This window comes from Paracoccus sp. NSM (genome assembly GCF_052379855.1).
Classification (GTDB): Bacteria; Pseudomonadota; Alphaproteobacteria; order Rhodobacterales; family Rhodobacteraceae; genus Paracoccus.
The window spans coordinates 41,938-65,066 of the sequence record NZ_JBQTCG010000011.1; the positions used below are offsets into that span (position 1 = coordinate 41,938).

Genomic DNA, 23,129 nt, shown 5'->3' on the forward strand with positions numbered 1-23,129 from the left:
GTCTTTTGAAAGGCGGACCCGAAAGGCTAAATCGTGCAGAACTCCGGCGGCGGGACTTCCTCAAGCGGCGCGCCTATGACAGGGATCTCGACCGAGACGCGGGGGCCGCTCCCGATCTCGCCCGCCGCATGTGTCGTAACAGCAATCTCCCCGGTGACCGCCAGGCCGGGGCCTTCGGGCAGGATAGTGTGGGGCAGGAAGCTTGTTCCCCCCGAGAAATGTCTATTCCGCCGCCCAAGCCCACGATCCTGGTAGAGATTGACGTAGAACCGTTGAGATCCAGCCAATGCCAGCCCGTTCTCCTCGACGACCGGGATGCGAAAGACGAAATTGCCGTCGAGGTCGGGCGCGATCCATCGGGTCGCGATCTCCGTATTGCCAATCATCAGATCGGCGCGCATCTCGTAGCTGTTCTGAAGATCCTGCGGCACCTCGACCCTCATCTTCACGTGGTCGCCCAGCTTGTTACTCAGGTCTTCACCCCGAATGCTGTCCCGGACGCGATCGACCCACGGCGCCAGGAGGCGGTCGTCCTCGTGCTGCTCGAGAAGGTCGATCACGGTATTGACCGTTGCAGGCGATCGGCCTCTGAGAGTGTCCACCATCGGCCCCTAATGCGGCATGATCTTGTCCACCGCCTCGCAAGCCACCCGCCTTATGTAGTCGGGCAACTCGGCGAGCGAGATCGTCATGACGGTGTCCTTGCGTGTGGCCTGTGCGCTGCCAAGCAGGCGCTCAGTGACAAGGTTGTGCAGGTCAGTCCGGATTGCCGCCTTCTGTTCGCTGATCAGATCCCGCAACTTCTGCTGGAACTCGTCACGGTTGACGTGCTCGTCCAGCTTTATCATGGCCAAATCCACGGTGACCCACGAGATCACCCCCCCTCCAACGGCGCAGGCCGCTGCGGCCGGTCCCGCCCAGCTGCACAGGATCCCCCCGGCGCCTGCGCCGCTGGCCACCGTGGCCATTCGCGCCCCGGTCTTGATGGCGACCTTGCCGGCGATCCTCGTGCCAAGCTTCTTCGCGACGATGCGCGGCACGACCGCGAGCGCGGCAGTTCCGACTCCGACCACGACAGCTGTCTTCTCGATTCGGTCCCTCGCATCTTCGATGGACAGTCTCGCCAACTCGGCGAATGGTCCTGTGGCCGCTGGGCTCTCTGCCAATGAAGCCTCGATCGATGCTCGCCACCGTTGATGGAAATCGATTTGCAGTTCTTGGGAAATGCGTTCGATCTTGTCGTCCAAACCGTCGAAAAGGTGTCGTTCGAGCTCACTCTCCATCTGGTTGAGCACACTCGCGCTCAGCTCCAGCCATTCGCCCTTCAGCGAATAGTGGAAATCCAGGTAGCGAGGGATCCCCGCATAGACGGGCGCAAAAGCAGCCTCCAGCTCCGGGTCGATCTTGTTCACGACCTCCATCGCCGCTTGCTCGGCCTTTCTCATTGCCGCGTCGGTCCATCCCCTGGCGCTTTCAGCTTGCTCCTGGCCCTGGGGCCCGCCTTGCGTGACCTGCCTGCCGGCGAAAGTGCTCATTCCCAGGGCGACGACGATGAGCAGGCCGGCGGTCCCCCAATACCACCGGGCCAAGCCCCTGGTCCTGCCAGCCTCTTGGGCAGCCGTCTGCATGGTGTTGCTGTCCTGCCCGTGGCCGTCATTCTGCTGTGTCATGTCGAACTGCCGTCGTAATGAGTTTCGATGTAATTGGTGATGACGATGCTGGCCCGCGCCACCAGAAGGCCGAAGAGAACCATGCCGAGATTGTAGAAGGCCGCGACTGCGGGATATTGGTCGGCCTGCGTTACGATCCAGAGCTTGACGCTTTCGAGGTTCGACGCGAGGCGGAGCACTTGGGACAGCCAGCTGTCGCGCGAAGGCAGCTGATGCAGATCGGTCCTGAGAGCTTGCACGAACGAGGCCGATCCCATCTCTGTCGGGATGTGGGGGGCGTGCCAGGTGACGTAAAACAGGATGAAGGCAAAGGGCAGCCCCACGGTCCAGGTGCTCGGTCCAGACGCGAAGACCCTGTCAAACGGCGCCATGAAATGGCGCCGAAAGACCAAGCGCAGGGTCATGAACACTGCTCCCGCTGCAAATGACAGGACGAACAGAATGCCCGCGACATCGGCCGGCATGGTCAGGGCGCGCCAGGAAAGGGCCGGGATCAGAACCGCAACCAGCAGCATCGACGAGACGAACGCCCAGAGCTGCCCCGTCATCCATCGCGCAATGACAGAGTCGTCCCGCAAGACCACGCGCCGCTCGGCTCTCCAGCGTTGCAGCACGAGGAGCCTGTTCCCCATGAAAATCAGCGCTGCGATGAAGAATAGCCATATGACGGCGAGGTCGGTGAACCCGTAGCTGACCTTCCACAAATAGAGCAACAGCGCCGGGATCAACGTCCCGACCGCGGCAATCGAGACGGCACGCAACATGGGAATGGTGGCCTTGCAAATGTTTCCTGGCTTCCATCCTTATTCAGCACGTCCTACCTAAAGCAAGTTACCAATGGATGTCGCGTCGCGTCGTGATGATCTCGTGGCCTCGCCGCTGTGGTAAACACAGGAGAGGCTAGCGAGGAGCTATCGCGGCGCTGTGCTGAGGCGCGTATGTCGGTTCTCGCGGATCATCCGGGTGGGGCGAAACATTTGGATTTTGTTTGTCCCGTATCAAATCGAGCAGCTAAGTTCAGGTAGATTGCGGTGGTTGCTTGCCCCCGCAACCAAAAATACCAATAATACCAGAGAGTTAAATGTTGAGCGTTTCGCTTGTGTATAAGCAAACGCAAACACCTCAACAACAACTCAACGTTACACGAGGCCCCCTTCACAGGGGGCTTTTTGCATTCGGGGCCACGAAATCCATCTGCCCATCGTCTCAGGCAACTCGCAGTTGCGTGCGCATCGGGTTCCAGCCATCATCATCCCGTAGTTTTCTAGACGGTGAAATGACGACGAAGGATTTTGCCCTCGGATCAGCACCTCTCAAGCAGATAGACGGGCAAGCGATGAAACAGGACGAGTTCCGGAAATGGCTGGTGGCGCAGGGGCAGACGGACGCGACCGCTTCTTCCCGCGTGAGCAGTGCCAAGCGCGTTGAGCAGTATCTAGGCGATCTGGACGAGTTGTTCGCGCAAGAGGATCGGGACAGCATCCTGAACCGTTTTGCCTACACCGCCGAGGATGAACGTGCAGAACGCCCCAATCCCTCGCCTGTCCCCATCGACGGTGTCTTGCGAACCGGTCTTGCCAGCCTCCAGCAGGCCCTGAAGCTGTACCATTCCTTCCTGACCGAACAATCCAATGTGCCCGACAAGGCCGAACACCAGGCATTGGTCGACCGCCTCACCCGCAAGGAAGTCGAGGCTGCGATGCAGGAATGCGATGAGTTGGGCCTGAAGGCGTTCCTTGCCCGAGGTGGCTTTGCCAGCCCACAGGTCTGGGTCAGCGATGAAGGCAAGGATCAGTCCTATCCCGCGAAGGCAACTGTCGCGGCAGCCTTGGGGCATCTTCCCGACGGTCGCGCCCTCGCAGCGAAGGAGTTCTTCAACGGTTTCGGAGAGGCGCAGGCCTTCGCCAAACTTGAGGCTCTCGGGTACCAGATCATTCGCAAGGGGGCCACTGGCAAGGATGACGCCTTCACTCGGGACCGGATCGAGGGTGCAATGGACGCCTACGACCAGTTCCGCGCGTCCGGTGCCCATGCCGATGCGTTTTCGAGTTTCGGAGAGCCGAAGGATTTTTGGGTGCGGTCCAGCCGCCCGCGCCAGGACAAGCGCTTTCCGACGAAACCGATTGTCGGGTACCTTCTCGGCAAGGCTTCGAGCACATTCAATGGTGGGTGGAGCCAGCCGGGGGACGCGGCCGCAAGACTGCATGCGGCGGGTTACGTCATCGTCGACCAGCATGACACCCCGTTGCCGCTACCCGACCAGCACACACATCTGATGCGAGGAGCGGAACGCGCCCGTCTCGTGGCTTTCAAATACTTCATCGAGCCCGCCCGAGAGGCCGGACTTACCTCGGTAACCATCCGCGCAGGCGACCTGCACGACATGTCGGGCCTTGTGAAGAACTGGGCGAATGTCTGTCAGGCGCTGGAAGGCGATATGTTCCAGAAGCTGGCCTCGGTCCCGACGCCCACGCGATCCGGGCCAGAGCGCAGCACCACGACCGAGTATACCTTTGTCCTGACGCAGGACGGAAAGGCGATGGACCCGTCCATGTCCCAGGCCCCTCAGATCGAGACGACCAACCTGATCCTTTACGGACCTCCCGGCACCGGCAAGACCTACCAGACGGCGTGGGAGGCGGTTCGTCTCTGCTTGGGCGATGCTGCTGCGGTCGACCTCACCGGCGCGAAGAACCGTGAGCGATTGATGGCGGAATACCGGCGCTTGATGTCCGAGGGCCGGATCGAGTTCGTGACCTTCCACCAGTCGATGTCTTACGAGGAGTTTGTCGAAGGACTGAGACCTGTCATCGACGAGGAGGATCCGTCGGAAAATGGCGCAGGCTTCCGCCTTGAACCAGTCGCCGGGATATTCCAGCGAGTTGCTCGGCGTGCAGAGTCCTGTGCAAAAGACGCCGTGATCCTCGGGCAGGATGCAGATGCAATGCAAGCGCTGCCGGATTCCCCGGAGCCCAATGCAGATGTGTTTCCGTCGGCCGCGGTCGAAGGCGCGGACAACGATGACCTTCAACCCCAACCGAGATTGGCGGAAGAGCTGTTCACAGTCGGTCAACTTCCGCCTGTGCGAGATGGCACTTTCCGAAAGCTTGCCCAAGACGTCGCGCTGCAACTGGCGGAAACACACCCGCAGGGCTTCTCTCTCAACCAATACCGTGAAGGCCTCGTGCGCGCCGGTCGTGAGACGGGTGTTGAGCCGACCGGTGGATGGGAGAAACACAACATGCCCACTTGGGCCAGCCATCCTGACCAAGCCTGGCTGGTGCCCGCAGCCGCGGCTTCCGCAACTGCCGCGATGCAGACTCGTCCCATAATTGGCGGCTTGCAGAGGTCGGGCGCCAAGGTCAGGGTCGAGCAAAATACCGCAGCTGCGCATGTTCTGATCATCGACGAGATCAACCGGGCCAACATCTCGAAGGTGTTCGGTGAACTGATCACGCTCCTGGAACCGGACAAACGCCTCGGGCAGCGCGACGAAATCCAGCTGACCTTGCCCTACTCGAAGAAGCGCTTCGGGGTGCCGCGCAACCTGCACATCATCGGTACCATGAACACGGCCGATCGTTCGATTGCACTGCTCGACACCGCCCTGCGCCGTCGGTTCACGTTCAAGGAACTGATGCCTAACCCCTCAGTCCTGTCCCCGAATGTCGGCGGGATCAACCTGCAGAAGCTGCTGACCACGATCAACGAACGCATCGAGTATCTCTTCGACCGCGAACACCAGATCGGGCACGCCTATTTCACCGGCTGCAAATCGCCCGGGGACGTCGAGGACGTCATGCGGCACAAGGTCATTCCCCTCCTGTCCGAGTATTTCTACGAGGATTGGTCCAAGGTCGCTGCCGTTCTGGGCGATGGCCCGCAGGGGCCGTCCCGGTTTCTGGAGGCGCGCCGCCTGACTGCGCCGCCGGGAATTGCCGCCGATGATTTCAGCGGCGAGCGACTGCGCTGGCGGGTGAAGGACCAGTTCGACTTCTCCGAGTTCGCGGCCTGATGCCCGCCTACTCCGTTCGCGAATGGGAGGCCGTGCCCCATGGCGATGGGGAAGGGTGTATCCCTCCGCATCTTGCCCAGCGCCTTGTGGCACTGGCAAAGGCATCCCCCTTCGCCGGGCGCGGCGGCGGGGGCGTGTTAGAGGATCGTCGCCATGACCTGCGGGCGCGGGGGGTGGTCGGCGTTTTGGCGGTGCCGGGCTGCACGCTGGAAATCCTGCCGAAGATCGACGTCGGTGAAACGGAAGGCTCGGCCCAGGAGACCCGCGAAATCCGCAAGCGCCTTGTCCACATGCTCGCGGTGGCGCTCGATCTGAAAATCCAGACCGGACGGATGACCGACCTCGACTGGCAGCGCGAAACGCTGCTGGAAATCCTGATCCGCATCTTTTGCGCCAAGCTGACCGAGGCGGTGCGGCGGGGCATGCCGCGCCGCTACACCCTTCACGACGATGACCTGGCGACCTTGCGGGGATCGCTGGATATTCCTCGCCAGTTCACCCGCCATCTCGCAAACCCGGGCCGCCTGGCGTGCCGCTATGACGAGTTGTCCGAGGATATCGCCCTCAACCGGATCATGAAGGCGACCATCGCGCATCTGGCGGGCATGTCGCGCAACGCGACTAACGTGCAGCGGCTGCGGGAACTGGCCTTCGTCTATGCTGATGTGGCGGAAGTGCAGATCCCCGCCCTGCGATGGGACGATGTCGTCATCGACCGCACGAACAGCGCGTGGCAGGAACTCTTTGGAATGGCGCAGCTATTTCTGCGCAACCGGTACCAAACGACCAGCGCCGGGTCAGGGCAGGGATCGGCCCTGTTGTTCGAGATGAATGCCCTTTTCGAGGAATACATCGGCCGTCTGGTCACGCGGGCCCTGGCGGGTTCCGAATTCCGCGTGACACTGCAGGGTGGCCGCCTGTTCTGTCTGACATCGATTGAAGATGATCGGGCGGTGTTCCAGACCAAGCCCGACATTCTGATCTGGCGCGCTGGTCAGGTCGCCCATGTGATCGACACCAAATGGAAGCGGATTTCCGAACGGATCGACGATCCTAAGCAGGGGGTGTCGCAGGCGGACGTGTACCAGATGATGGCCTATGCCCACCTCTACAAGGCGCCGCGGTTGACACTGCTCTATCCCCACCACATGGCCCTCGGCGACGCAGAGGGGATCCGCGCGCGGTTTCGGGTGACGGGTCAGGAGACAGTGCTGGAAACGGCGAGCTTTGACATCTCCTCTGGCGCCGACCTCGTGGACCGCATTCGTGGCCGAATCCTGACTGGCGTCGAAGAAATGTCCCCCGCACTACCGTGAGGGCGACGGGCGAGCCCCTTTCAGGTGCACAATTGTGCCCATCGCGGCAGGGGACTGGAATGACTGGATCTGCCATCATTGACAAGCAGCGAAGCCCTGCCGCTCGTTGACAGCGTGAATCCATGAACCGGGCCGGGCAATGCGCCACGGTCGAGGCTTCTGGCGCTTCCTGTAAGGCGCTTCGCCCGGCCCGGATTTCACCGGCACGCCCGCGCCTGATCGCGCAACACGGCGTAGTCGGCGAGCATCCGGACGATGACGGAGCTCTCTGGTAGCGTTTCAACCTCGTCAGCTGCCCGGGATTGCTCGGCGGCGCTGTATTCAACCACGGGCGGACATGGCGCGCGGGCGTCAGAAGCGCCCATCGCGCAGCCGGTCAGCCAGAGCATCACGATCAGGAGGGCGGCGGGCGGCGGCGTCGAGCATCTGGCGGTGGATGGCATCGTTTCTCTCTCGGGCATCAAGGCGTTCGGCGGCGCGCCCAGCGCGTTCACCGGCGCGGCGCAGGTTCAGGAGGAAGAGCAGGACCGCAGCCGCGGTGAGGATCAGGCCCAGCGCCCTCCGCGCCGGGCCATGTTTGAGGAGCCGAAGGGTCACCGCTGGCCCCGTTTCCAGTCGTCGAGCCGGGCGTGGATCGTGACGGCGATGCCGATCAACGCGATGACGATCAGCACCCAGCGCAGGGTGTCGAGGTAGGGAACCAGCGGCTGGATGGTGGATTGGGTTTCCGCAAGGACGTCCTGCAACATTTCCACTCCGGCTGCGCCAACGGTCGCCGCCCCGGCGGCCCCGCCACCGCGCAGGGTGCGGCTTTCGGCCAGAGCCTCCCGTGCGGGCGGCAACTCCGGGGCGAAGGGCACCGGCCGCGCCGGGAACGGATCGCCCCAGGACCGGGAAGGCCCGAGGTCGATGTGCATGAAACCGGAGCGGGGATAGTACCCGAACCCCAGAAACCCGACCGCCCGCGCCGCCGCCTCAAAAGCCGCGGGATCGTGGTTCGCCATGGCGATGTCGAAGGCCGTGCCCTGCATGTGCTTGGAGGCCGGGGCCCCGCCGACAGCACGGTTGTGTTCCGGGCTGCGATAGGCGGAGCGGATGATCAGCGGCTTTCCGAGCCGGTCGCGAAGGGCCTGCAGCTTGTCCATGGCCTCGGTGTTGATCTTGATCGCGCCGGTGCCGCGGCAGGCGATTTCGGCGGCCGAGAAGTTCGGCCAGCGCCATGCAGCCTCAGGGACATCACGCCAGTGGGGGTAGGTCAGGGTTGGCAAGGTGGATCCTCCAAATGAAAAACCCGCCTCTGGGGCGGGGGGATGTGGCAGTCGCAGTGGTTGTTCAGGTCAGTCGGATCGGCCGCGCTGGAAGGCGTCGAAGAGCATGTCCCGCATCGAACGGATGTCCGTTTCGATCCGGTCGAGCCGGTCGCCATCGGCCTTGCGATCCTCGCTGCGCTGCCGGTCGATCCGGTCCCGGTCGGCGATCAGTTCCCGGTCGAGGCGGTCCAGCAGGGCCTCGTTCGTAAAGGCCTTGCGGGTGATCGCCGCAATCAGGGCCATGGTGCCGCCGATCAGGGCGGTCAGCGCGGCGGTGATCCCGTGGTCCCGAAAGGCCCGCGCGACCTCCCCGGCGAGAGTGGTCTGGTCGTTCATGATGGTCCTTTCGTTGCCGCGGGTCGCGGTCGGTCAGAAGTCGGTTTCCAGGTAGACCCCGGCGCAGTCGTAGGCGACGGCAGCGGCAGTCGCGCCGGTGTTCAGGAACAGGCGCGGCGACAGGAACTGCGTCGCGGCAGGCAGGTCGGCGGTGATCTCCTGCTCGAAGATCGCGCCGGAGACCTCGTCGACGACGCGCACCCAGACGGATGAACCATTCGGCGGGGCCGCGATGAACAGGGTCAGCACGCCGCCCGTGGCGATGGCAAAACTCGCTCCCATGTCAGTCAAGGTCGGTGCGCCAGTGCCGTCATTCGCGACCAGCTGCCAGCGGGTGTGGGTTCCACGCTGGAAGCCAATGCCGATGCAGTTGACGGCTGCGGCCAGCGTCAGGGTTGTTGCCAGCGCGGCCGTCGATCCGTAGAGGCCAAAGAACCCCATGCCGGTCGCCTGCAGGGTCGTCAGCGAAATCCGCGTCACGAAGGTCCAGCCGCCGAGGCCAGCTGCATTGCCGCGCCAGCATGCCCAGCCCGCGGATCGCTGGTCGGCGACCGAGTCCACGACCCCCGCCGAGGTCAGCCGCCAGCGCCGCATCGAGGCGGCGAGGTTTGTCGCGGCCAGCGTCGGGTGCGAAACTGTGCCGACCGAAGTGATCGGCATGCCTTCGGTGGTGATCGTCGTTGTAACCGAAGGCGACCATGTCGCGATGCGGTTCACCCCGAAATGCGGCTGGAGCGGAAAATCGCGCCCTGAGGGGCGCATCACATCGATCCACGGCGCTCCTGCGCGGCTGCGGGCATACACGGCGGCCTTACCCGCAGGCGGCGGTGACGGCGCCGCGCTGAGGCCGGGCAGGACCGTGGGCTGCGGCAGTTCTACCTGGCCGTTCGTGCGGTCGATCCTGATGGCATCGAAGAAGGCCGACCCATCCGGGCTGACCTTGAAGCTGAAGTCTTCGTTGCCGAGCAACCCGATCAGCGCACGGGTGGAGAAGCCGGTCTTGAAGGCGAAGGCGGCATCATTCGCAGATGCCGCCTTGTTCACCGTCGCCTCGATCCCGGCCCCGGCGTTGTTCAGCAGCACCGCCGGGGTGTTCACCGAGAGCCGGTTGTAGCTGTCGGCCGTGGCCCCGCCGAGACCGAGAAGCTGCGCGGTCAGGTTCGCCTGCGGCATGCCGACCTGCGTGACGGCATTAGCGAAGGTGACCGTGGGCGTGTTCACCACCGTAGTGCCCCCGGCCCCGGCGGTGGCTGAGCCGATGTTCACGACCGTGGTGGATCCGGAGGCGCCGCCGGTGCCGAGGTTCACGGTCTTGGTTACGCCCGTGGTCGTGGCCCCGGTGCCCATCCCATAGGTGGCAGTCGTCGTCGCCGTGCCGATCGAGGCGCTGGCCGCAGACACGGTCAATGTCCCGGACGCCGTGACCGTCCCCGAGAAGGTCTTGTTGCCAGAGAAGGTCCGGGTGCCCGCGAGGATCGCAAGTTCCGAGGAGGTGTTCGGCAGCGTGTAACTGCGTGTGGTGCCCGCGCTGATCCCCGCGAGAGAGAAGGTCGCCTTCTTCGTGGGATCGGCGTCATTCACCAGGCTGAATACCGCGTCTGACACGTCGCGGGGCTCGCCCACGACCTCCCATGTCGCACCGGTCCAGACGAGGAACAGCCCCTCGGCCGCGACCCAGACCAGCCAACCCGTGCGCGGCACAAGTCGGATCCACGCGCCGTCCACCCAGAAGGCGATGTTTAGATCCCACCCGGCCCAGAGACCTGTTGCACCCGAGGCCACAAGATGGCGGTTCCCGTCTGCCGGGCTGGCAGGCGGTGCAGTCCGCGTGCGGTCGAGAACGGAAAGCTGGACCATGGCATCAAGCAGACGCAGAGCCTCGTTGTGGGTGACATGCTTCTGCGCCTGGGCCGCCAGGAGGTAGGGCAGGCCCAGATGGGTCGTAGTGTCGGACATGGGAGTTTCCATCAGAACTGGAGGATCACGGTCGCAGGAGTGCCGCGGCCGAGGCGGTTCGAGAGCTGGTAGATGCGGATCGCCAGCGTCTGGCTGGGGCCAAGGGGCGCGCCCCAATCGGCGGTCTGGTGCGCTGCGGTGTAGAGGACAGAGGTCGTGCTGCTGGTCAGCGTGCGCTTGACGGCCGCGCCGTCGAGGATCTGGACGTCGTAGCTTTCCAGGTCCTCGGCCAACGGCACCTCGACTTGCTCCAAGGCATCGGCGACCAGCGCGCGGGATCGCCGCGTCCAGCGGATGGTCAGATCGCCCGGGCTGCGCGCCGTCCGCCAGGGCTGTTCGACATGGACCGGGGCGAAGGGGACAAGCCCCCGTCCGGTCGGTGTGAAGCCCAGCGCAGCATAGCTCGCATCACTGACCGCACGCGCGGCCGGGCCCACACGCCAGTTCCACGGCAACCCAAGATCGGATTCTGCGATGGGAAGGGATGCCAGCGTTGCATCCAGCACAACCACGCGCGCGCCAGCCGGGGCCGGGATGCCCATGGCATGTTCCGTTCCGCGCTGGCCGCGCAGGAGGCGGGTCAGTCGGTAGCGGCCGGGTGCGATCAGTTCGGCTTGGCCAGTCTGGACGATCTCCCATTGGCCAGCGGCGGCCTCGATGGCCAGTGCGTTCGCCCCGCCGAAGAGGGCAATATCCGTCACGCTTTCCAACGCCCCTGACAGCAGATCGACCACCAGCGCGTTGCCGAGATCAAACCGCGAGGTTGGGCCCGGAAAGAAGTCGAAGGCCAGCATGCCGATCCGTGCCCGAGTGCCGAAGGTGGTCAGGAGGTTGAACCCGTCGGTAGACGCGCTGCGAAACACCGCGATCTCGCCTGGCCATGGGCTGGCATGGGCGGCGATCAGGGGGCGATGGGCGGGCTGGTCCTCCGAAATCTGCGGGAGGTCCAGCATCGCCACCTCGGGCGTGCCGAAGACGACGGGGCTGGAAAGCGAGGCCGGGCGGGGATCACCGGGCGGCAGATCGTAGGCGGCACGGTCCTGGCGAACCGCTTCGATGCCCCGCGCTTCGGCATCGGCGACGGACACCAGCCGGAACTCGACCTCCCGGCCGTCATGCGCCAGCCGGATCACGTCGGCCGGATCGAGGGCGAGGCGCGAGGGCGGCAGACGGAAGGTAGCGCTTTCCCGACCGATCCAGACTTCCATCAGCGCGCGGCGGCAGCGGCGTTCCGCCTCCTCGGGCGGGATCGCCATCGGGAAGGACTCGGACGCGATGCGGGTCGTATCGACGGTGATGCGGCGGGCTTCGACGAGGGCCGCGTCATAGTCTTCGTCCGCCCGCGCGACCTGCCACTTCAGGGCCTGCGGCAGTTCCGTCTCCTGGCCACGGGTCAGCTCAAAAGCCTCGCCCTCGCGGGTGGCAACCAGATCATCCACGGTGAGGGTGAGGCTGGATGCCCGCCCGCGCATGACGAAGCGGATCACTCCCTCGGTCTCGATGGCATCGAAGCCGAAATGCCGGGCCATCGTGGAAATCGACGCGCGGGGGCTTTCGAGGGCGACGATCACATAGCCCTCGACCGCGCCCCAGAGGCCACTTACGTCGATCAACGCCTCATCAAGCCCAGCGCGCAGGCAGAGGTGGCGCACTAGGGCGGCGAGCGACACCGCGCCGAGCCGTCCTGTCAGCCAGTGCCCGAGCCGCCAGTTCGGGCCGTCCGTCCAGATCCCGGTCAGTTCGGGAAAAAACGGATAGGGACGCGCGTCCCATGTCCAGGCGGCGCATTCGGGGACATGGACCATCCGGCCGCCGTAAATCGCGGACACCGGATTGTTTGCCGGGCTTCCCCACCAGAGGTAACTGGCCTCGAGATAGGCGCGCTGGATGGCGTCATCGCGCCAGCCGCGAGAGAAATAGGGCGTGAAACTCTCGGACGACTTCGGGTCGAAGAACACGTTCGGCTGGTTCGTGCCCCGGTCGATGGCGGGGCAGCCCAGTTCGGTAAACCACACCGGCTTCGATTGCGGCACCCATGCCGTGGGCGTTGCGCTTTCGATCCCACCCGGCCGGTTGAAATGCGGGTTCGACCACCAGGCACGCAGATCCTTGTAACGGAAGACCCAAGGCTTGCCCGCGCTGCCATCGGTGATCGGCGTGCGCAGTTGCGCTGACCGGTCGGCCGCCGATGCGTAGAACCAGTCGAAACCTTCGCCGCCCGCGATGTTGGCCTGCAGATAGCCGCGATCATGGTTCGCGGACCAGCCTTCCTGCGCATCGGCATGGTCGAAGCCGTCGCGCCAGTCGGAGAGCGGCATGTAGTTGTCGATGCCGATGAAGTCGATATTCGCGTCCGACCAGAGCGGGTCCAGATGGAAATGGACGTCGCCGCTGCCGTCTCCCGGCTGGTGGCCGAAATACTCCGACCAGTCCGAGGCGTAGCCGACTTTGGCGCCGGGCCCAAGGATGGCCTTCACGTCCGCCGCCAGCGCCTTGAAGGCCGTCACGGCGGGATAGGCGCTTGCGCTCGAGCGGATCGTCGTCAGGCCGCGCATCTCGGTGCCGATCAGGAAGGCATCGACCCCGCCTGCCACGGCGCAGATATGGGCGTAGTGCAGGATCATCCGGCGCAGGCCCCAGTCTCCCGAGGGGCCGGTCCAGCTGACCGTGTCGCCCGCAACGGCGAACTGCGCGGGAGCGGCGGCACCGAAGAACGCCGAGACTTGCGTGGCCGCCCCGGCGGTCTTGTCCGCGGTCCCGGTATATCCCGGCGCAGGGGAGCAGGTGATCCGGCCGCGCCAAGGGAAAGAAGGCTGACCCAGCGTGGCGGCACTGTTCGAATAGGGGTTCGGCAGCGTGTTCCCGGGCGGCACATCCATCAGGAGGAAGGGATAGAAGGTGACCCGCAGCCCGCGCGCCTTATCTCGCGGATGGCCTGCACCACCGCGAAATCCGCGGGCGTGCCGCCATAGACCGGGCGATCCTCGGCGTCACGGCTGACGAGATGCGCATTCGTCCGCGCCACGCCATTGACCGTCCAGGTCTTGGGGCTGGTGACCTTCGTCGCCACCTCCACCCCCGGCTTGATGGTGCAATTCCCGGCACGCAGATCATTGCCGAACCAAGCGACAACCAGGCTGACGCTCTCGACAGCCGGGGCCATGGCCTGCAGCCGGTCCAGCGCCACGACGATGTCAGCCTCATCGGGCAGCGCATTCAGGTTCTCGGCCGAGGTCGTCCCGCCTGTGTTCTGGCCGAAGATGGTGGTCGTTGCCCCGACCGTCTTGCGGACAGCCTCGGTCGCATAGGTGAACTCGCCCGATGCGGGGATCATGGTCACCGCCTTGACCAGCCCCTCGGCTGTGTCGGGATCCGCCAGCGGCCGGAAGACCTCGAAGGACAGCTGCGGCAGACGGTTGCCGTAGGTCGAGAGCGGCAGTTCCTCGAAGACGACGTAGGCGGTGCCGCGATAGGCTGGTGTATTGGCGGCGCCCATCTTCGCCGAAATGAACGGGTCAGGCGTCTGGGTCTCGTTCCCCGGATACCAGCGCCAGGTGATGCCGGTCATGTCGAGCGGCTTGCCGTCGGCCCAGATGCGGCCGATGCCGGTGATCGGGCCTTCACACAGCGCCACGGCAAAGCTGGCATAGTAGAGATACTCGGTCGTCTGGACCCGGCCACCACCACCGCCCTTGCCACCGCCCTGCGTCGTGGTCTTCGTCTCTTCGCGGAAATCGGTCGCCCAGATGATGTTGCCGCCGATCCGCATGCGCCCGTAAAGGCGCGGGATGATCGCGCCTTCCGTCGCGGAGGTGATACGCAGGCTGTCGAGGCGCTGGCCTTCGATCTTCTGCGCCGGGGCCAGCGAGGACACGATCCAGCTGTCGACGACCGAACCGACGGTCGAGCCGATGAAGCCGCCAATGACGGCCCCGGAAAATCCGAGGACCGCGCCGCCAAAGGCTCCACCGATGGCGGAACCGACGGCACCGAGGACAAGGGTGGCCATGGCAAGGTCTCAACGTGCGGGGAACAGGAAGGCGAAGGCGATGCGCCGCCGCCATGTCGGCGTCAGAGATTCCTCGATCACGCCCAGCCGTTCATAGGCGTGGAGGAAGGTGTCGGGGCCGGTGAGGATCCCCACATGCTTGGCGATGGCGCGGGGCATCATCCGGAACAGGATCAGCGCACCGGCTGGGGCGTCAGCGGGTGCGATCTCCGGCATCATCGCCCGCGCCCCATCGGCCAGCACCTCGCGCGGCCCGGTCTCGCCCCAATCCCGGCTGTAGGGCGGGATCGGTAATGGCTCCAGTCCCACCACCTCGCGCCAGACACCTCGCGCGAGGCCGAGACAATCGCAGCCCACCCCGCGCAGGCTGGCCTGGTCGTGGTACGGCGTGCCGAGCCACGACCGCGCGACGGCTATAACGCGGGCGGGGTCGGCGGCCGGAACTGACGGTGTCACAGCACCGCTCCCTCGTGCCCGCCGTCCTTCGTCGCGTAACGCAGCACGGCGTCCTGCCCCGGGATATGTGGAAAGCCGCGAAAGTTGGCGACATTGGCGAACTTCGCGCCGCAGGTGGCGAGGCGCTTATCGCAGCCCGCCCGGACCACGAAGGCATCCGTCGCCGTGATCGGTCGCACCGGCGCTTCCAGCAGGGTGAAGATCGCCACGCCATCGACGAGGTCATGCGACAGCACCTCGACCCGCCGCCCGGCATTTGCACCGCTACTCCATTCCACCAGCCCGAAGGCGAACCAGCCCGCCGCGAAACTGGCGAGGCCGGACGCCGTGAACGCCCGATCCCGCAGCACATCGATCACCGCGCCAGTCCCCTTGAAGGCCGGGGCCTCGAGGCTCACGCCGCAGCGCGCATCGCCCAGCGCGGCGTCGCAACTGGCCTGAAACGTCCGCCCGACCGTCTGGCCGAGGACATGGGCCAATGAACGAACCTCGGCCACGAAGGCCAGCCGCCCGCGCCGGATCTGGCCGATGGCGCCCCGGCGCAGAAGCGCGCGCTGCGCGGGGCTCGCCCAGTTGACGCGCCAGACCTCGACCGCCGCATTGTCCCACCGGCCGTCGAGGATGTCGGTCTCGGTGATCCGGTCGGAGGACAGCACGCCTTGCGCGTCCTGGGCATCGACGGAGAGGTCGGAGCCGGATCGCACCTCTGACGCCGCCAGACCACTTTCCGGTTCGAACTCGGTCCCGTCGAAGGACAGAGTCCAGTCGTGATCGGTGAAGCCAAAGGTGACACCATCGGCACGGGTGATGCGCCAGCACCAGGCCAGCGTCGTCGTGCCTTCGTCGAGATGGGCCTGCAGCACCGGGTTCAGGGATTTCATGTGCGGATTTCCACGAGGGGGATCGAGGTGATCGACCCGAGGCGTTCGAGGTCGAGGGTGATGTCGAGGGCATCGGTGTCGAAGCGGATGGGGACGTCGAATTCGAAGCCTGCGGTGATGGCGACGCCAGCGGCGGGGGCCGTGGTGAAGGTCACCAAGCCCGTCGCGGTCGAGACCGACCAGCCGGAGGTCTGCGGCGTGCCGTTCAGGGCGATGGTCACCGTTCCGGCCACCGGCTTGGTGATCGCGCGCGTCCAGGACTGCGCGCCGGAGGTGTAGCGCTTGGTGAGTTGGAACTAAGTGGCCGCCCCGTTGCCGGTGCCGATGGGCTGGTTGGTCGGGCCAGGGGTTTGTGATGGCAGGCAGGACTTGAAATCGGCCCAATCCTTGAAGCGGAAACCGTGCAGGCGGCCGTTCCTTGCCTCGAAGAAGGCTACGACCGCCGCCAGATCGTCGGCGCTGCGGACGCCGTAGGCCACGTCGTAGCGGCGGCGGCTGTTTGCCCAGCTGGCGTTGCGTTCCTCGGCGCCGCTTGCCAACTCGACGATCTGGGTGCGCCGTTCCGGGCCGCCTCGTGCCCCGCGGCTGATGTTGTCCGGAAAACGGACCTCATGAAACGCCATGTCTGATCCTCACATCCCCCTTCGGCCCAGCGACACGGCGCGGGCAATGTCGCTCGCGACCTGCGTCCGGGACTGGCGGAAGCTCTCGGCGTCGCGGGCATTGATGGTGACATTGACGGTCGAGGCGCTGGCCGCGCCGTAGCCAGCGGCTTCACGTCGGGAGAGCACGCGTTCGCCCCGTTGCAGGATCGCGGGCACTTCGTCGGGCCGCAGCCCGGCCCAGCCGCCGTTGTGCATGCGCGGCGCGCCAGCGAAGGCCAGCGCCGGGACCATCCGGCCGGGGCCAGTGGCGCCGACCACGCCGCCCGCGTGCAGGATGTTGGCGAATATCCCACCCGCGCCGCCCAGCGCGCCGGAAAGGGCGTTTGCAATCGGGCCGAGGATGAAACGCCGTGCGGCGAGCTTGGCGAGATCGGCGATCATCGATGTGACCAGATCGCGGAAGTCGAGCTTGCCGGTCTTCACGAAGTCGCCGATGGCGTTCTCGGCCGAGGTGAAGGCCCCGACCAGCGCCTGGCCGATGTCCCCGCCGATGTCGCGCGCCTTGGCGGCGTAGTCGGCGAGGGCGGCCGTGACGGCCTGCCAACCCGTCAGGGCGGTATCCGCGCCTTCGGCTGCAGCGGCCCCCGCGTCGCGTGCTGCGCCGCCTGCGCCATCAGCGGCGGTGGCGGTGTCGTTCAGTCCGGAGGTCAGGGCATCGGCCGAAGCGGCCGCATCGGCCAAGGCGGCCTCCGCCTCCGTTCCGGTACCCGTCACCGCATCCTTCAGCACCTGCCAGCTGGCCAGCGGTCGACCGGCAGCGTCAGCCAGCATCCTGGCCGCCTCGCGATAGCCATCGGCCCGGGCGCGGGCATCGTCGGCCATGGCCCCGAGGCCGAGGTCGGGCGGTTCGAGATAGGTCCGGGCCAGTGCCGCGGAGAAGGCGTCCGCCGCAGCCGCGCCAGCAGCCGTTGCAGCCCCCTCGAACGGATTGCCGATCCGGCGCAGTTCCACCGGGTCGAGGATGCCGATCCGGACACCGCCTTCGCCGGTCGCCCATTCCGGGAGCAGCGCCAGCGCCGCGTTCAACGTCTCGATGAAACTGTTGATCCGGGTGACGACGCCATTCAGCATCGCCTCTACGCCAGAGATCAGCCCGTTGGCGGCCTGGAATGCGAAGTCACCGATGGCGCCCGGCAGGCTGCCCCAGATCGCCACCGCCGCATCATAGGCCCCCTGGAATATTGCGGCCGTCCGGTCGCCGAAGCTGACCACGCCCGCGATGGTGCCTTCGAGCGCCGATAGACCGGCCGCTTTCAGCCCCTCCCATCCGGCCGCCATGCGGGCGAGTGCCGCGTCCAGCGAAAGACCGATGCGCGACCAGACCTCGCGGGCCAGATCGCCGAGCAAGCTGAACGCCTCGCCCACTCCACCAACGCGGGCCACCAACTGTGAAAACTGATAGACTAGCTCGCCCGCGCCCACGATCAGCGCGCCGATGCCGGTACGGATCAACGCGCCGCGCAGGAACACCAGCGCCGTCGCGAGTCCGCGCACCGACAGGGCCGCGGCGGCTAGACCCGCCACCCAGCGTCCAGCCATGACGGCCGCGAACGTTGCCGCATAGGACGCCAGACGCCCGAGATTGCCGATCAGCCCGTCGATGGCAGACCGCAGGATCCCGCCGTCGGAGGCAAGGGCCACAAAGGCATTGGCCAGCGCCTCGATGGTCGGAGCGACAGCCACGGCGATGCGGTTCCGGAGACCATCGAACACGAGGGACACGGTACCCAGCGCCAGTTGCGTGCGGCGCAGGGCTTCAAGGGCGTCGCCGTCCAAAACCGCGCCAAGGTCGGAGGCCTGATCACCCAGCCGGGCCATCTCGGCACCGCCATTGCGCAGGAGAGGGATCAAGCGGGTGGCATCCGATGCCATGGCCTCCAGATAAAAGGTCATTTCCTGCTGGCTGAGACCCGCGCGTTCCAGCGTGTCGACATAGAGTTGCAGCGCCTCGGGACCGGAAAGGCGGGCGAACTGGTCGGCGGTGACGCCCACCCGCGGGGCGACGTTTTCGAAGAAATCCGCCATCGGCCCGCCACCAGTCTGCAGGAAATCACCGACCCGGTCGTTGACGTCCTTCAGGATATCGGCCAGCTTCTCCTGCTCGATGCCAACCGTCCGCGCCCCGGCCGACCAGCGCTGCAGCGCCTCTGGTGTCGCATTGGCGACCTGCGCGAATTGCCGGATCTGGGCAGCGCTCTCGGCGGTGGACCGGACGATCAGACCGAGCGAGGCTGTGGCTGCCGCGGCTGCGGCCCCGAGGGCAAGACCTGCACGACGGGCGAAGCTGGCCAGACGGGTGTTGGCCAGTTCCATCTCGCGCGACAGGCGGCCAAAGCCACGGGCACCAGCTTCGCCCACCCCCTCCAGCTCCGCGCGCACGCGCCGTCCGCCCTCCGCCACGAGGCGGACGGAAACCTTTTTCTCAGCCATTCCGGCGTCCTTCCATCTGCTCGTTCAGTTTGCGCACCATCACCGCCTCGATCTCGGGCAGCAGTTCGGCGGTGATCAGGGGGTTGATGCCCAGCGCTTGCGCCAGCGCGAGGGCGGCGCCCATGTCCCATCCGATGACGGCCCCCGGCGCGATGCGTAGCTGGCCGCCGAGGCGCTGGGTCAGGTCCCAGACCTGCCAGCCCTCGACCGTCTGCGGCCGGTTCAGTCTTGCGGGGCAGTCGGGGCAAGGGCCTGCACAGGCCGCGCAGTAGCCGTCGCCCCCGCCGAAGGACCAGTCGGCGAGGGCGCGGAGGCGTTTTTTTCCTGATCCAGCATCAGGCCGCGGGCGACATATTTCGCCTGGAAGGCTTCGAAGACCGGCCAGATGTCGAGGAGAGCATCAATCCCGGTGGGGCTGACGGGGACGAGGTTGCCGTCATCGTCCCCGACCCCTTCCCATTCCAGCACAGCGCGGCGCGCGACAGCCTTGGCCATCGCGAGGGCCATGTCCTCCTGGCTGGAGCTTTCCGACAGGCCGTCGATCATGGGATCAGCGCGGGCGGAGACCATCAACGCGGTGGTCAGGGGCGCTACAAGCACGCGAAGGCCGGGCAGCAGGTCCAGCCATTCGGGCCGGTTCGACAGGTTCAGGCGGATCATGGTCAGTATCCCGTGACGGTGTTGACGAGAACGGCGGTGCACATCCGGGCGGGGCTGGTGGCCCTGGCCGCCTGCCAGTCGAAGGTCGCCTGGATGCCCTGCGGACCCGGGATCTCGATCCGGGGACGCGGCAGGTAGACGGCGTGCGCCGTGAAGGTGAAGCTGGCATTGGCCCCGAGGCTCCAGGCGAAGACCAGTTCGCAGGGTGTGCCGTCGATGGCCTGCGTGATCAGCGCTGTGTCGGCGAAACGCACTTCCACCCGACCGGTCAGCGCGGCCATGCCGGGGTCTGCCCCTTCGATGCGGCCGTCCGAGCGGATAGTCTCGATGCGGTCGAGGCCGTTGGAATAGGTCACCTCGGCCGAGATGACGTTGCCGAGTGGTGTACCATTGCGCGTGATCGCGCCGTTGAAATGGCCAAACCGCTGCAGCGCCAGCGAGGTGGGCGTGCCAGCGGCCGTGGCGGCGGCGACGTTCTCGCCCTGAGCCACCAGCCGGGCGGTGGCGGTCAGCAGCCCCGACCGTGCCATCTGCCACGACAACTGGTCGCAGACGCAGCCAGTGTACATCGCATAGCGCGGCACTTCGGGCATCGCGGTCTCGATGGCCATGGATGGCAGGGACCAGTTGCCGGACTGGAAGGTGTGGGTCTTGGGCGTCGTGCCGGTGGTCGTGGGCTGACCGAAGGCCGCCTTCAGCCAGAGGCCGAAGTTCTCGACGTCGATCGGCACCACCACATCGCCATCGGCCGTGACCGCGTCCTTGATCGGGGCGAGCGGGTCACGCCCCTGGCCGAGCAGTTCCGAGGCGATCAGCGGCTGTTCGGAGCCGAGTGTTGTGCTGGCGAAGGGCACCGTCCGGTAGCCAGAGGCGGGCGGGGTGCCGTAGACGGTTTCGAACGCAAGCGCCATCTGCGCCCGCGCGCCGTGTGCGCGTGCCATGGAGGTCTCCTGAATGTTGGGGGTGTCAGGCCAGAGGGCCGGTGGTGGAGTAGTGCAGCACGACGGTGATGACCGCCGCTTTCAGCGCCGCCGCGCCCTCGACCGGCAGGTCGACCGAGGCGGGGGCCTCGGGTTCAACCCAGTCGCAGAGGCCGCCGAGCGTCCGGTCCGCGTCCAGCGCCCCGCCGATCGCGGCGATCAGGTTGTCGAAGGCACTGGCCCGGCCGGTGCCCGCCTGGACGACGATCTCCAGCTCGGCCCGGTGCTGGTAGTGGTAGCGCAGCGGCGACAGCGTCACCTCCGGCTCTCCGGGCTGGCCGTCGCGCAGGATGATCAGACCCGCCGCGGGGATCCGCTCCGGCAGCACCTCATCGCGCAGGGTGAGGGCGGCAAGCGGCTGCAGCCGCGCATGCAGCGCGGTGAGGACGGCTTCGCGGGTGGTGGGCATTTGTCAGCGGTTTCCCGACATAGCAATGGTCTAGCAAACTGGCTTATCTACAAGTGCTTTGCGGCCAATTGTTGAACCTCACAGGTCGACTAAAGCCTTATGTCACCGGTGAGGCTGCACGCACGCATTGGCCAACCAGTCGGGTCTCACTCAGCCGAAATCACGTCCCAAATAGCCAGCATTTCACGCATCACACGCTTGTCCCCATCGGACACTACGTAGTCATCGTAGAATTGCTGCCCATTGAAGCGCACCACGGCGCGGTCGGCTTCGGCAATTCGGCGCGCAAGCGACACGGCCGCATCGCCGCGTAAGCTCGCGAATTCCCAAATCTCGGTGTCGTTGTCGCGAAACCACTGACCGACCGGCGCCCGGATCGTCTCCCCGTCGATATTGATCGACGCGCTCTCGACGAAGAGCCAACCACTCCGGGAAGTGTAGTTGAAGAACAGTTCCATGCTCTGCTGACCGGTGCCGGATTCAAGCAGGTACAGGGTCACGTAATTTCGGATGTCTTGGTAGCGCGGCGAAGAGGGATGCCGAGCCCAGGAGGATCCATCGAACTCGGCAGTTGTCCTGACCAAGCGCCCCTCCAGCGCTCTGGCGGCTCTTTGCAACTGCTCGCGTTCGGCTTCGATGGCCTGCTCGTAACGCGCAACTCTGTCTCGGTAGGTCTGGTCTTCTGGATCGATCCTTGCCAGCGCCTGATAGGCGACCAAGTTTCGCTCGGCCTGAGCGGCGGGAATGGGCCGGACGTAAGCGGTGACGGCCGCCTCAAGTGCGTCGCGTTCAGGACTTGGGGATGGGGCGAAAGTCTGATCCGCCGCGATCTCGCGCACAACCGCGTCGATGTCTGCCCCATCTGCCTGAAGCCGGGTTAGGTAATCTGCAAGCCGGGTATCGGCCTCAGGCAATTCTGCGGGTGATGCAGGCGCCTCTGTCGCGACCATCGGGTCGCCCTCACCTGCCAGAGCGGCGGCGCGTTCACGAGCCGTTTCGAGGTTCGCTCCTTCAATTGCGTCGGCAAAAGCGAGGCACAGTTCGACTTCTCTCGTCCACTCAGGGTTCTGCAGCGCGCCCCAAGCAATCATGGATGCGGCAGCGTCCATATAGGCTTCAGCATCCCGAGCAAGAAACGCGTCACGGCATTCTGAACGTGCGGCATCGACATCTTCTTGAGAGGGATTTGCGCTTACAGGAAACGCGAAAAGTGCCATCGCTGGCAGTGAAAGCATGAAGTTGCGCATCGATATAGTGACTCTTCCATTGCCGGTCCGTCTTCAGGCTAGCGATGCAAATTTCAACCATCAAGCGAACTTGGCGGTTCAGGCATACGTCCCTGTCCAGATTTGTCACCCACCCCGCCGTGATGCGTCCCTCTACCGGGATCATGCCCGGGTCAGTGTTCCCCGCCGCCTTTCGGCAGCGGCAGGTTGGCCAGCCGTCGCGGCAGGTCGGCGCGGCTGTGCAAGAAATCGATGATGACCACCTGTTCGATTTCCTCGACGAACATCACGAAATGCTGGCCTGCCCGCGCGAAGCACAGGTCCTCGGCCAAGGCGGGGTCGATGAGCCGACGGCAATCCTGTGACAGGGCGGTGCCCGCAGCGATCTCGCGACAGGTGGAGATCAGGTCATCCTCATACGCTACGGCCTGTCGTGGACCGAAGGTCTCGATGGTCCAGCTGGCAATCTCGATCAGCGAGGCCTCCGCCTGCCTTGTCAGACGCCAGGGTTTCGGCATCAGGTATTTGCACGCGCAGCGGCAAATGCCCGACGGATGGCATCTTCGCCACTTCCCTCGGCCAGATCACCACGCCTGGCCTGTTCGAGCCCGGCCGTCAGATGGCTGCGCAACGCGCCAAGTTCCGCCTCTTCGCGCTCGAGAAGGCGCAGCCCGGCGCGCAGGGCCTCCGAGGCGTTCTGATAGCGCCCGGATGCTACCAGGCGGTCAACGAGGTCGGATTGCGTTTCGGTCAGGACGACGTTTCTGGTGGCCATGGGAGTCTCCATGCGGATCATTGGCAATATATGCC

Annotated in this window: 19 protein-coding genes and 2 pseudogenes; 2 read left to right on the forward strand and 19 right to left on the reverse strand. The window is 65.6% G+C overall.

What is annotated here, in order from left to right; genetic code table 11:
- Window positions 1-26: 26 nt before the first annotated feature.
- From ACTZWU_RS13865 to ACTZWU_RS13875, 3 genes are read right to left on the reverse strand one after another with little or no spacing between them, the layout of a single operon-like run.
- On the reverse strand, window positions 27-560 hold the full coding sequence (locus ACTZWU_RS13865) for a hypothetical protein (RefSeq protein ID WP_444737954.1): 534 nt from the start codon (window positions 558-560) through the stop codon (window positions 27-29).
- Between the two features lie 51 nt (window positions 561-611).
- Complete coding sequence (locus ACTZWU_RS13870; RefSeq protein ID WP_444737955.1) at window positions 612-1,670, reverse strand: hypothetical protein; 1,059 nt, start codon at window positions 1,668-1,670, stop codon at window positions 612-614.
- Window positions 1,667-2,434 (reverse strand): hypothetical protein, encoded by a 768-nt coding sequence (locus ACTZWU_RS13875; protein ID WP_444737956.1) that lies wholly within the window; start codon window positions 2,432-2,434, stop codon window positions 1,667-1,669. Before ACTZWU_RS13875 ends, ACTZWU_RS13870 begins: the two co-directional genes overlap by 4 nt.
- Before the next feature lie 572 nt (window positions 2,435-3,006).
- Here ACTZWU_RS13875 and ACTZWU_RS13880 point away from each other — a divergent pair.
- Entirely contained in the window at window positions 3,007-5,685 is a 2,679-nt protein-coding gene (locus ACTZWU_RS13880) for an McrB family protein (RefSeq protein WP_444737957.1), read from the forward strand.
- On the forward strand, window positions 5,685-7,001 hold the full coding sequence (locus ACTZWU_RS13885) for an McrC family protein (RefSeq protein WP_444737958.1): 1,317 nt from the start codon (window positions 5,685-5,687) through the stop codon (window positions 6,999-7,001). Before ACTZWU_RS13880 ends, ACTZWU_RS13885 begins: the two co-directional genes overlap by 1 nt.
- A 351-nt stretch (window positions 7,002-7,352) precedes the next feature.
- On the opposite strand, the gene ACTZWU_RS13890 is transcribed toward ACTZWU_RS13885, so the two are convergent.
- The 16 genes and pseudogenes from ACTZWU_RS13890 to ACTZWU_RS13965 all read right to left on the reverse strand — a co-directional run bounded on the left by ACTZWU_RS13890 (window position 7,353) and on the right by ACTZWU_RS13965 (window position 23,094).
- Window positions 7,353-7,598, reverse strand: coding sequence for a hypothetical protein (locus ACTZWU_RS13890; protein WP_444737959.1), 246 nt, complete (start codon window positions 7,596-7,598; stop codon window positions 7,353-7,355).
- Window positions 7,595-8,269, reverse strand: coding sequence for a YcbK family protein (locus ACTZWU_RS13895; RefSeq protein WP_444737960.1), 675 nt, complete (start codon window positions 8,267-8,269; stop codon window positions 7,595-7,597). The genes ACTZWU_RS13890 and ACTZWU_RS13895 overlap by 4 nt, the downstream gene beginning before the upstream one ends.
- 69 nt (window positions 8,270-8,338) lie before the next feature.
- Window positions 8,339-8,647: a hypothetical protein gene (locus ACTZWU_RS13900; protein WP_043132951.1), complete on the reverse strand. Its 309-nt coding sequence runs from the start codon at window positions 8,645-8,647 to the stop codon at window positions 8,339-8,341.
- Between the two features lie 33 nt (window positions 8,648-8,680).
- Window positions 8,681-10,603: a DUF2793 domain-containing protein gene (locus tag ACTZWU_RS13905; RefSeq protein WP_444737961.1), complete on the reverse strand. Its 1,923-nt coding sequence runs from the start codon at window positions 10,601-10,603 to the stop codon at window positions 8,681-8,683.
- 11 nt (window positions 10,604-10,614) lie between these two features.
- Window positions 10,615-14,612, reverse strand: a pseudogene (locus ACTZWU_RS13910) (baseplate multidomain protein megatron).
- A gap of 9 nt (window positions 14,613-14,621) precedes the next feature.
- On the reverse strand, window positions 14,622-15,068 hold the full coding sequence (locus ACTZWU_RS13915; RefSeq protein WP_444737962.1) for an NlpC/P60 family protein: 447 nt from the start codon (window positions 15,066-15,068) through the stop codon (window positions 14,622-14,624).
- A complete protein-coding gene (locus ACTZWU_RS13920; RefSeq protein ID WP_444737963.1) occupies window positions 15,065-15,949 on the reverse strand; it encodes a DUF2163 domain-containing protein in 885 nt (294 codons plus the stop codon). Before ACTZWU_RS13920 ends, ACTZWU_RS13915 begins: the two co-directional genes overlap by 4 nt.
- Window positions 15,946-16,572, reverse strand: a pseudogene (locus tag ACTZWU_RS13925) (phage distal tail protein, Rcc01695 family). Before ACTZWU_RS13925 ends, ACTZWU_RS13920 begins: the two are co-directional and overlap by 4 nt.
- A 9-nt stretch (window positions 16,573-16,581) precedes the next feature.
- On the reverse strand, window positions 16,582-19,044 hold the full coding sequence (locus tag ACTZWU_RS13930; protein WP_444737964.1) for a phage tail tape measure C-terminal domain-containing protein: 2,463 nt from the start codon (window positions 19,042-19,044) through the stop codon (window positions 16,582-16,584).
- A complete protein-coding gene (locus ACTZWU_RS13935) occupies window positions 19,037-19,270 on the reverse strand; it encodes a DUF7697 family protein (RefSeq protein WP_444738001.1) in 234 nt (77 codons plus the stop codon). The genes ACTZWU_RS13930 and ACTZWU_RS13935 overlap by 8 nt, the downstream gene beginning before the upstream one ends.
- Window positions 19,267-19,704 carry a hypothetical protein gene (locus ACTZWU_RS13940; RefSeq protein ID WP_444737965.1) on the reverse strand — a complete coding sequence of 146 codons (438 nt, stop codon included), beginning with the start codon at window positions 19,702-19,704 and terminating at the stop codon, window positions 19,267-19,269. The genes ACTZWU_RS13935 and ACTZWU_RS13940 overlap by 4 nt, the downstream gene beginning before the upstream one ends.
- Before the next feature lie 2 nt (window positions 19,705-19,706).
- Window positions 19,707-20,645, reverse strand: a complete 939-nt coding sequence (locus ACTZWU_RS13945) for a phage tail tube protein (protein ID WP_444737966.1) — start codon at window positions 20,643-20,645, stop codon at window positions 19,707-19,709.
- A gap of 25 nt (window positions 20,646-20,670) precedes the next feature.
- A complete protein-coding gene (locus tag ACTZWU_RS13950) occupies window positions 20,671-21,093 on the reverse strand; it encodes an acyl-CoA transferase (RefSeq protein WP_444737967.1) in 423 nt (140 codons plus the stop codon).
- A gap of 146 nt (window positions 21,094-21,239) precedes the next feature.
- The gene (locus ACTZWU_RS13955) at window positions 21,240-22,340 is read right to left on the reverse strand and encodes a hypothetical protein (RefSeq protein ID WP_444737968.1); all 1,101 of its coding nucleotides are present in this window, start codon (window positions 22,338-22,340) and stop codon (window positions 21,240-21,242) included.
- Window positions 22,341-22,492: 152 nt separating this feature from the next.
- Window positions 22,493-22,837: a type II toxin-antitoxin system RelE/ParE family toxin gene (locus tag ACTZWU_RS13960; protein ID WP_444737969.1), complete on the reverse strand. Its 345-nt coding sequence runs from the start codon at window positions 22,835-22,837 to the stop codon at window positions 22,493-22,495.
- A complete protein-coding gene (locus ACTZWU_RS13965; RefSeq protein ID WP_444737970.1) occupies window positions 22,837-23,094 on the reverse strand; it encodes a type II toxin-antitoxin system ParD family antitoxin in 258 nt (85 codons plus the stop codon). The genes ACTZWU_RS13960 and ACTZWU_RS13965 overlap by 1 nt, the downstream gene beginning before the upstream one ends.
- Window positions 23,095-23,129: the final 35 nt, after the last annotated feature.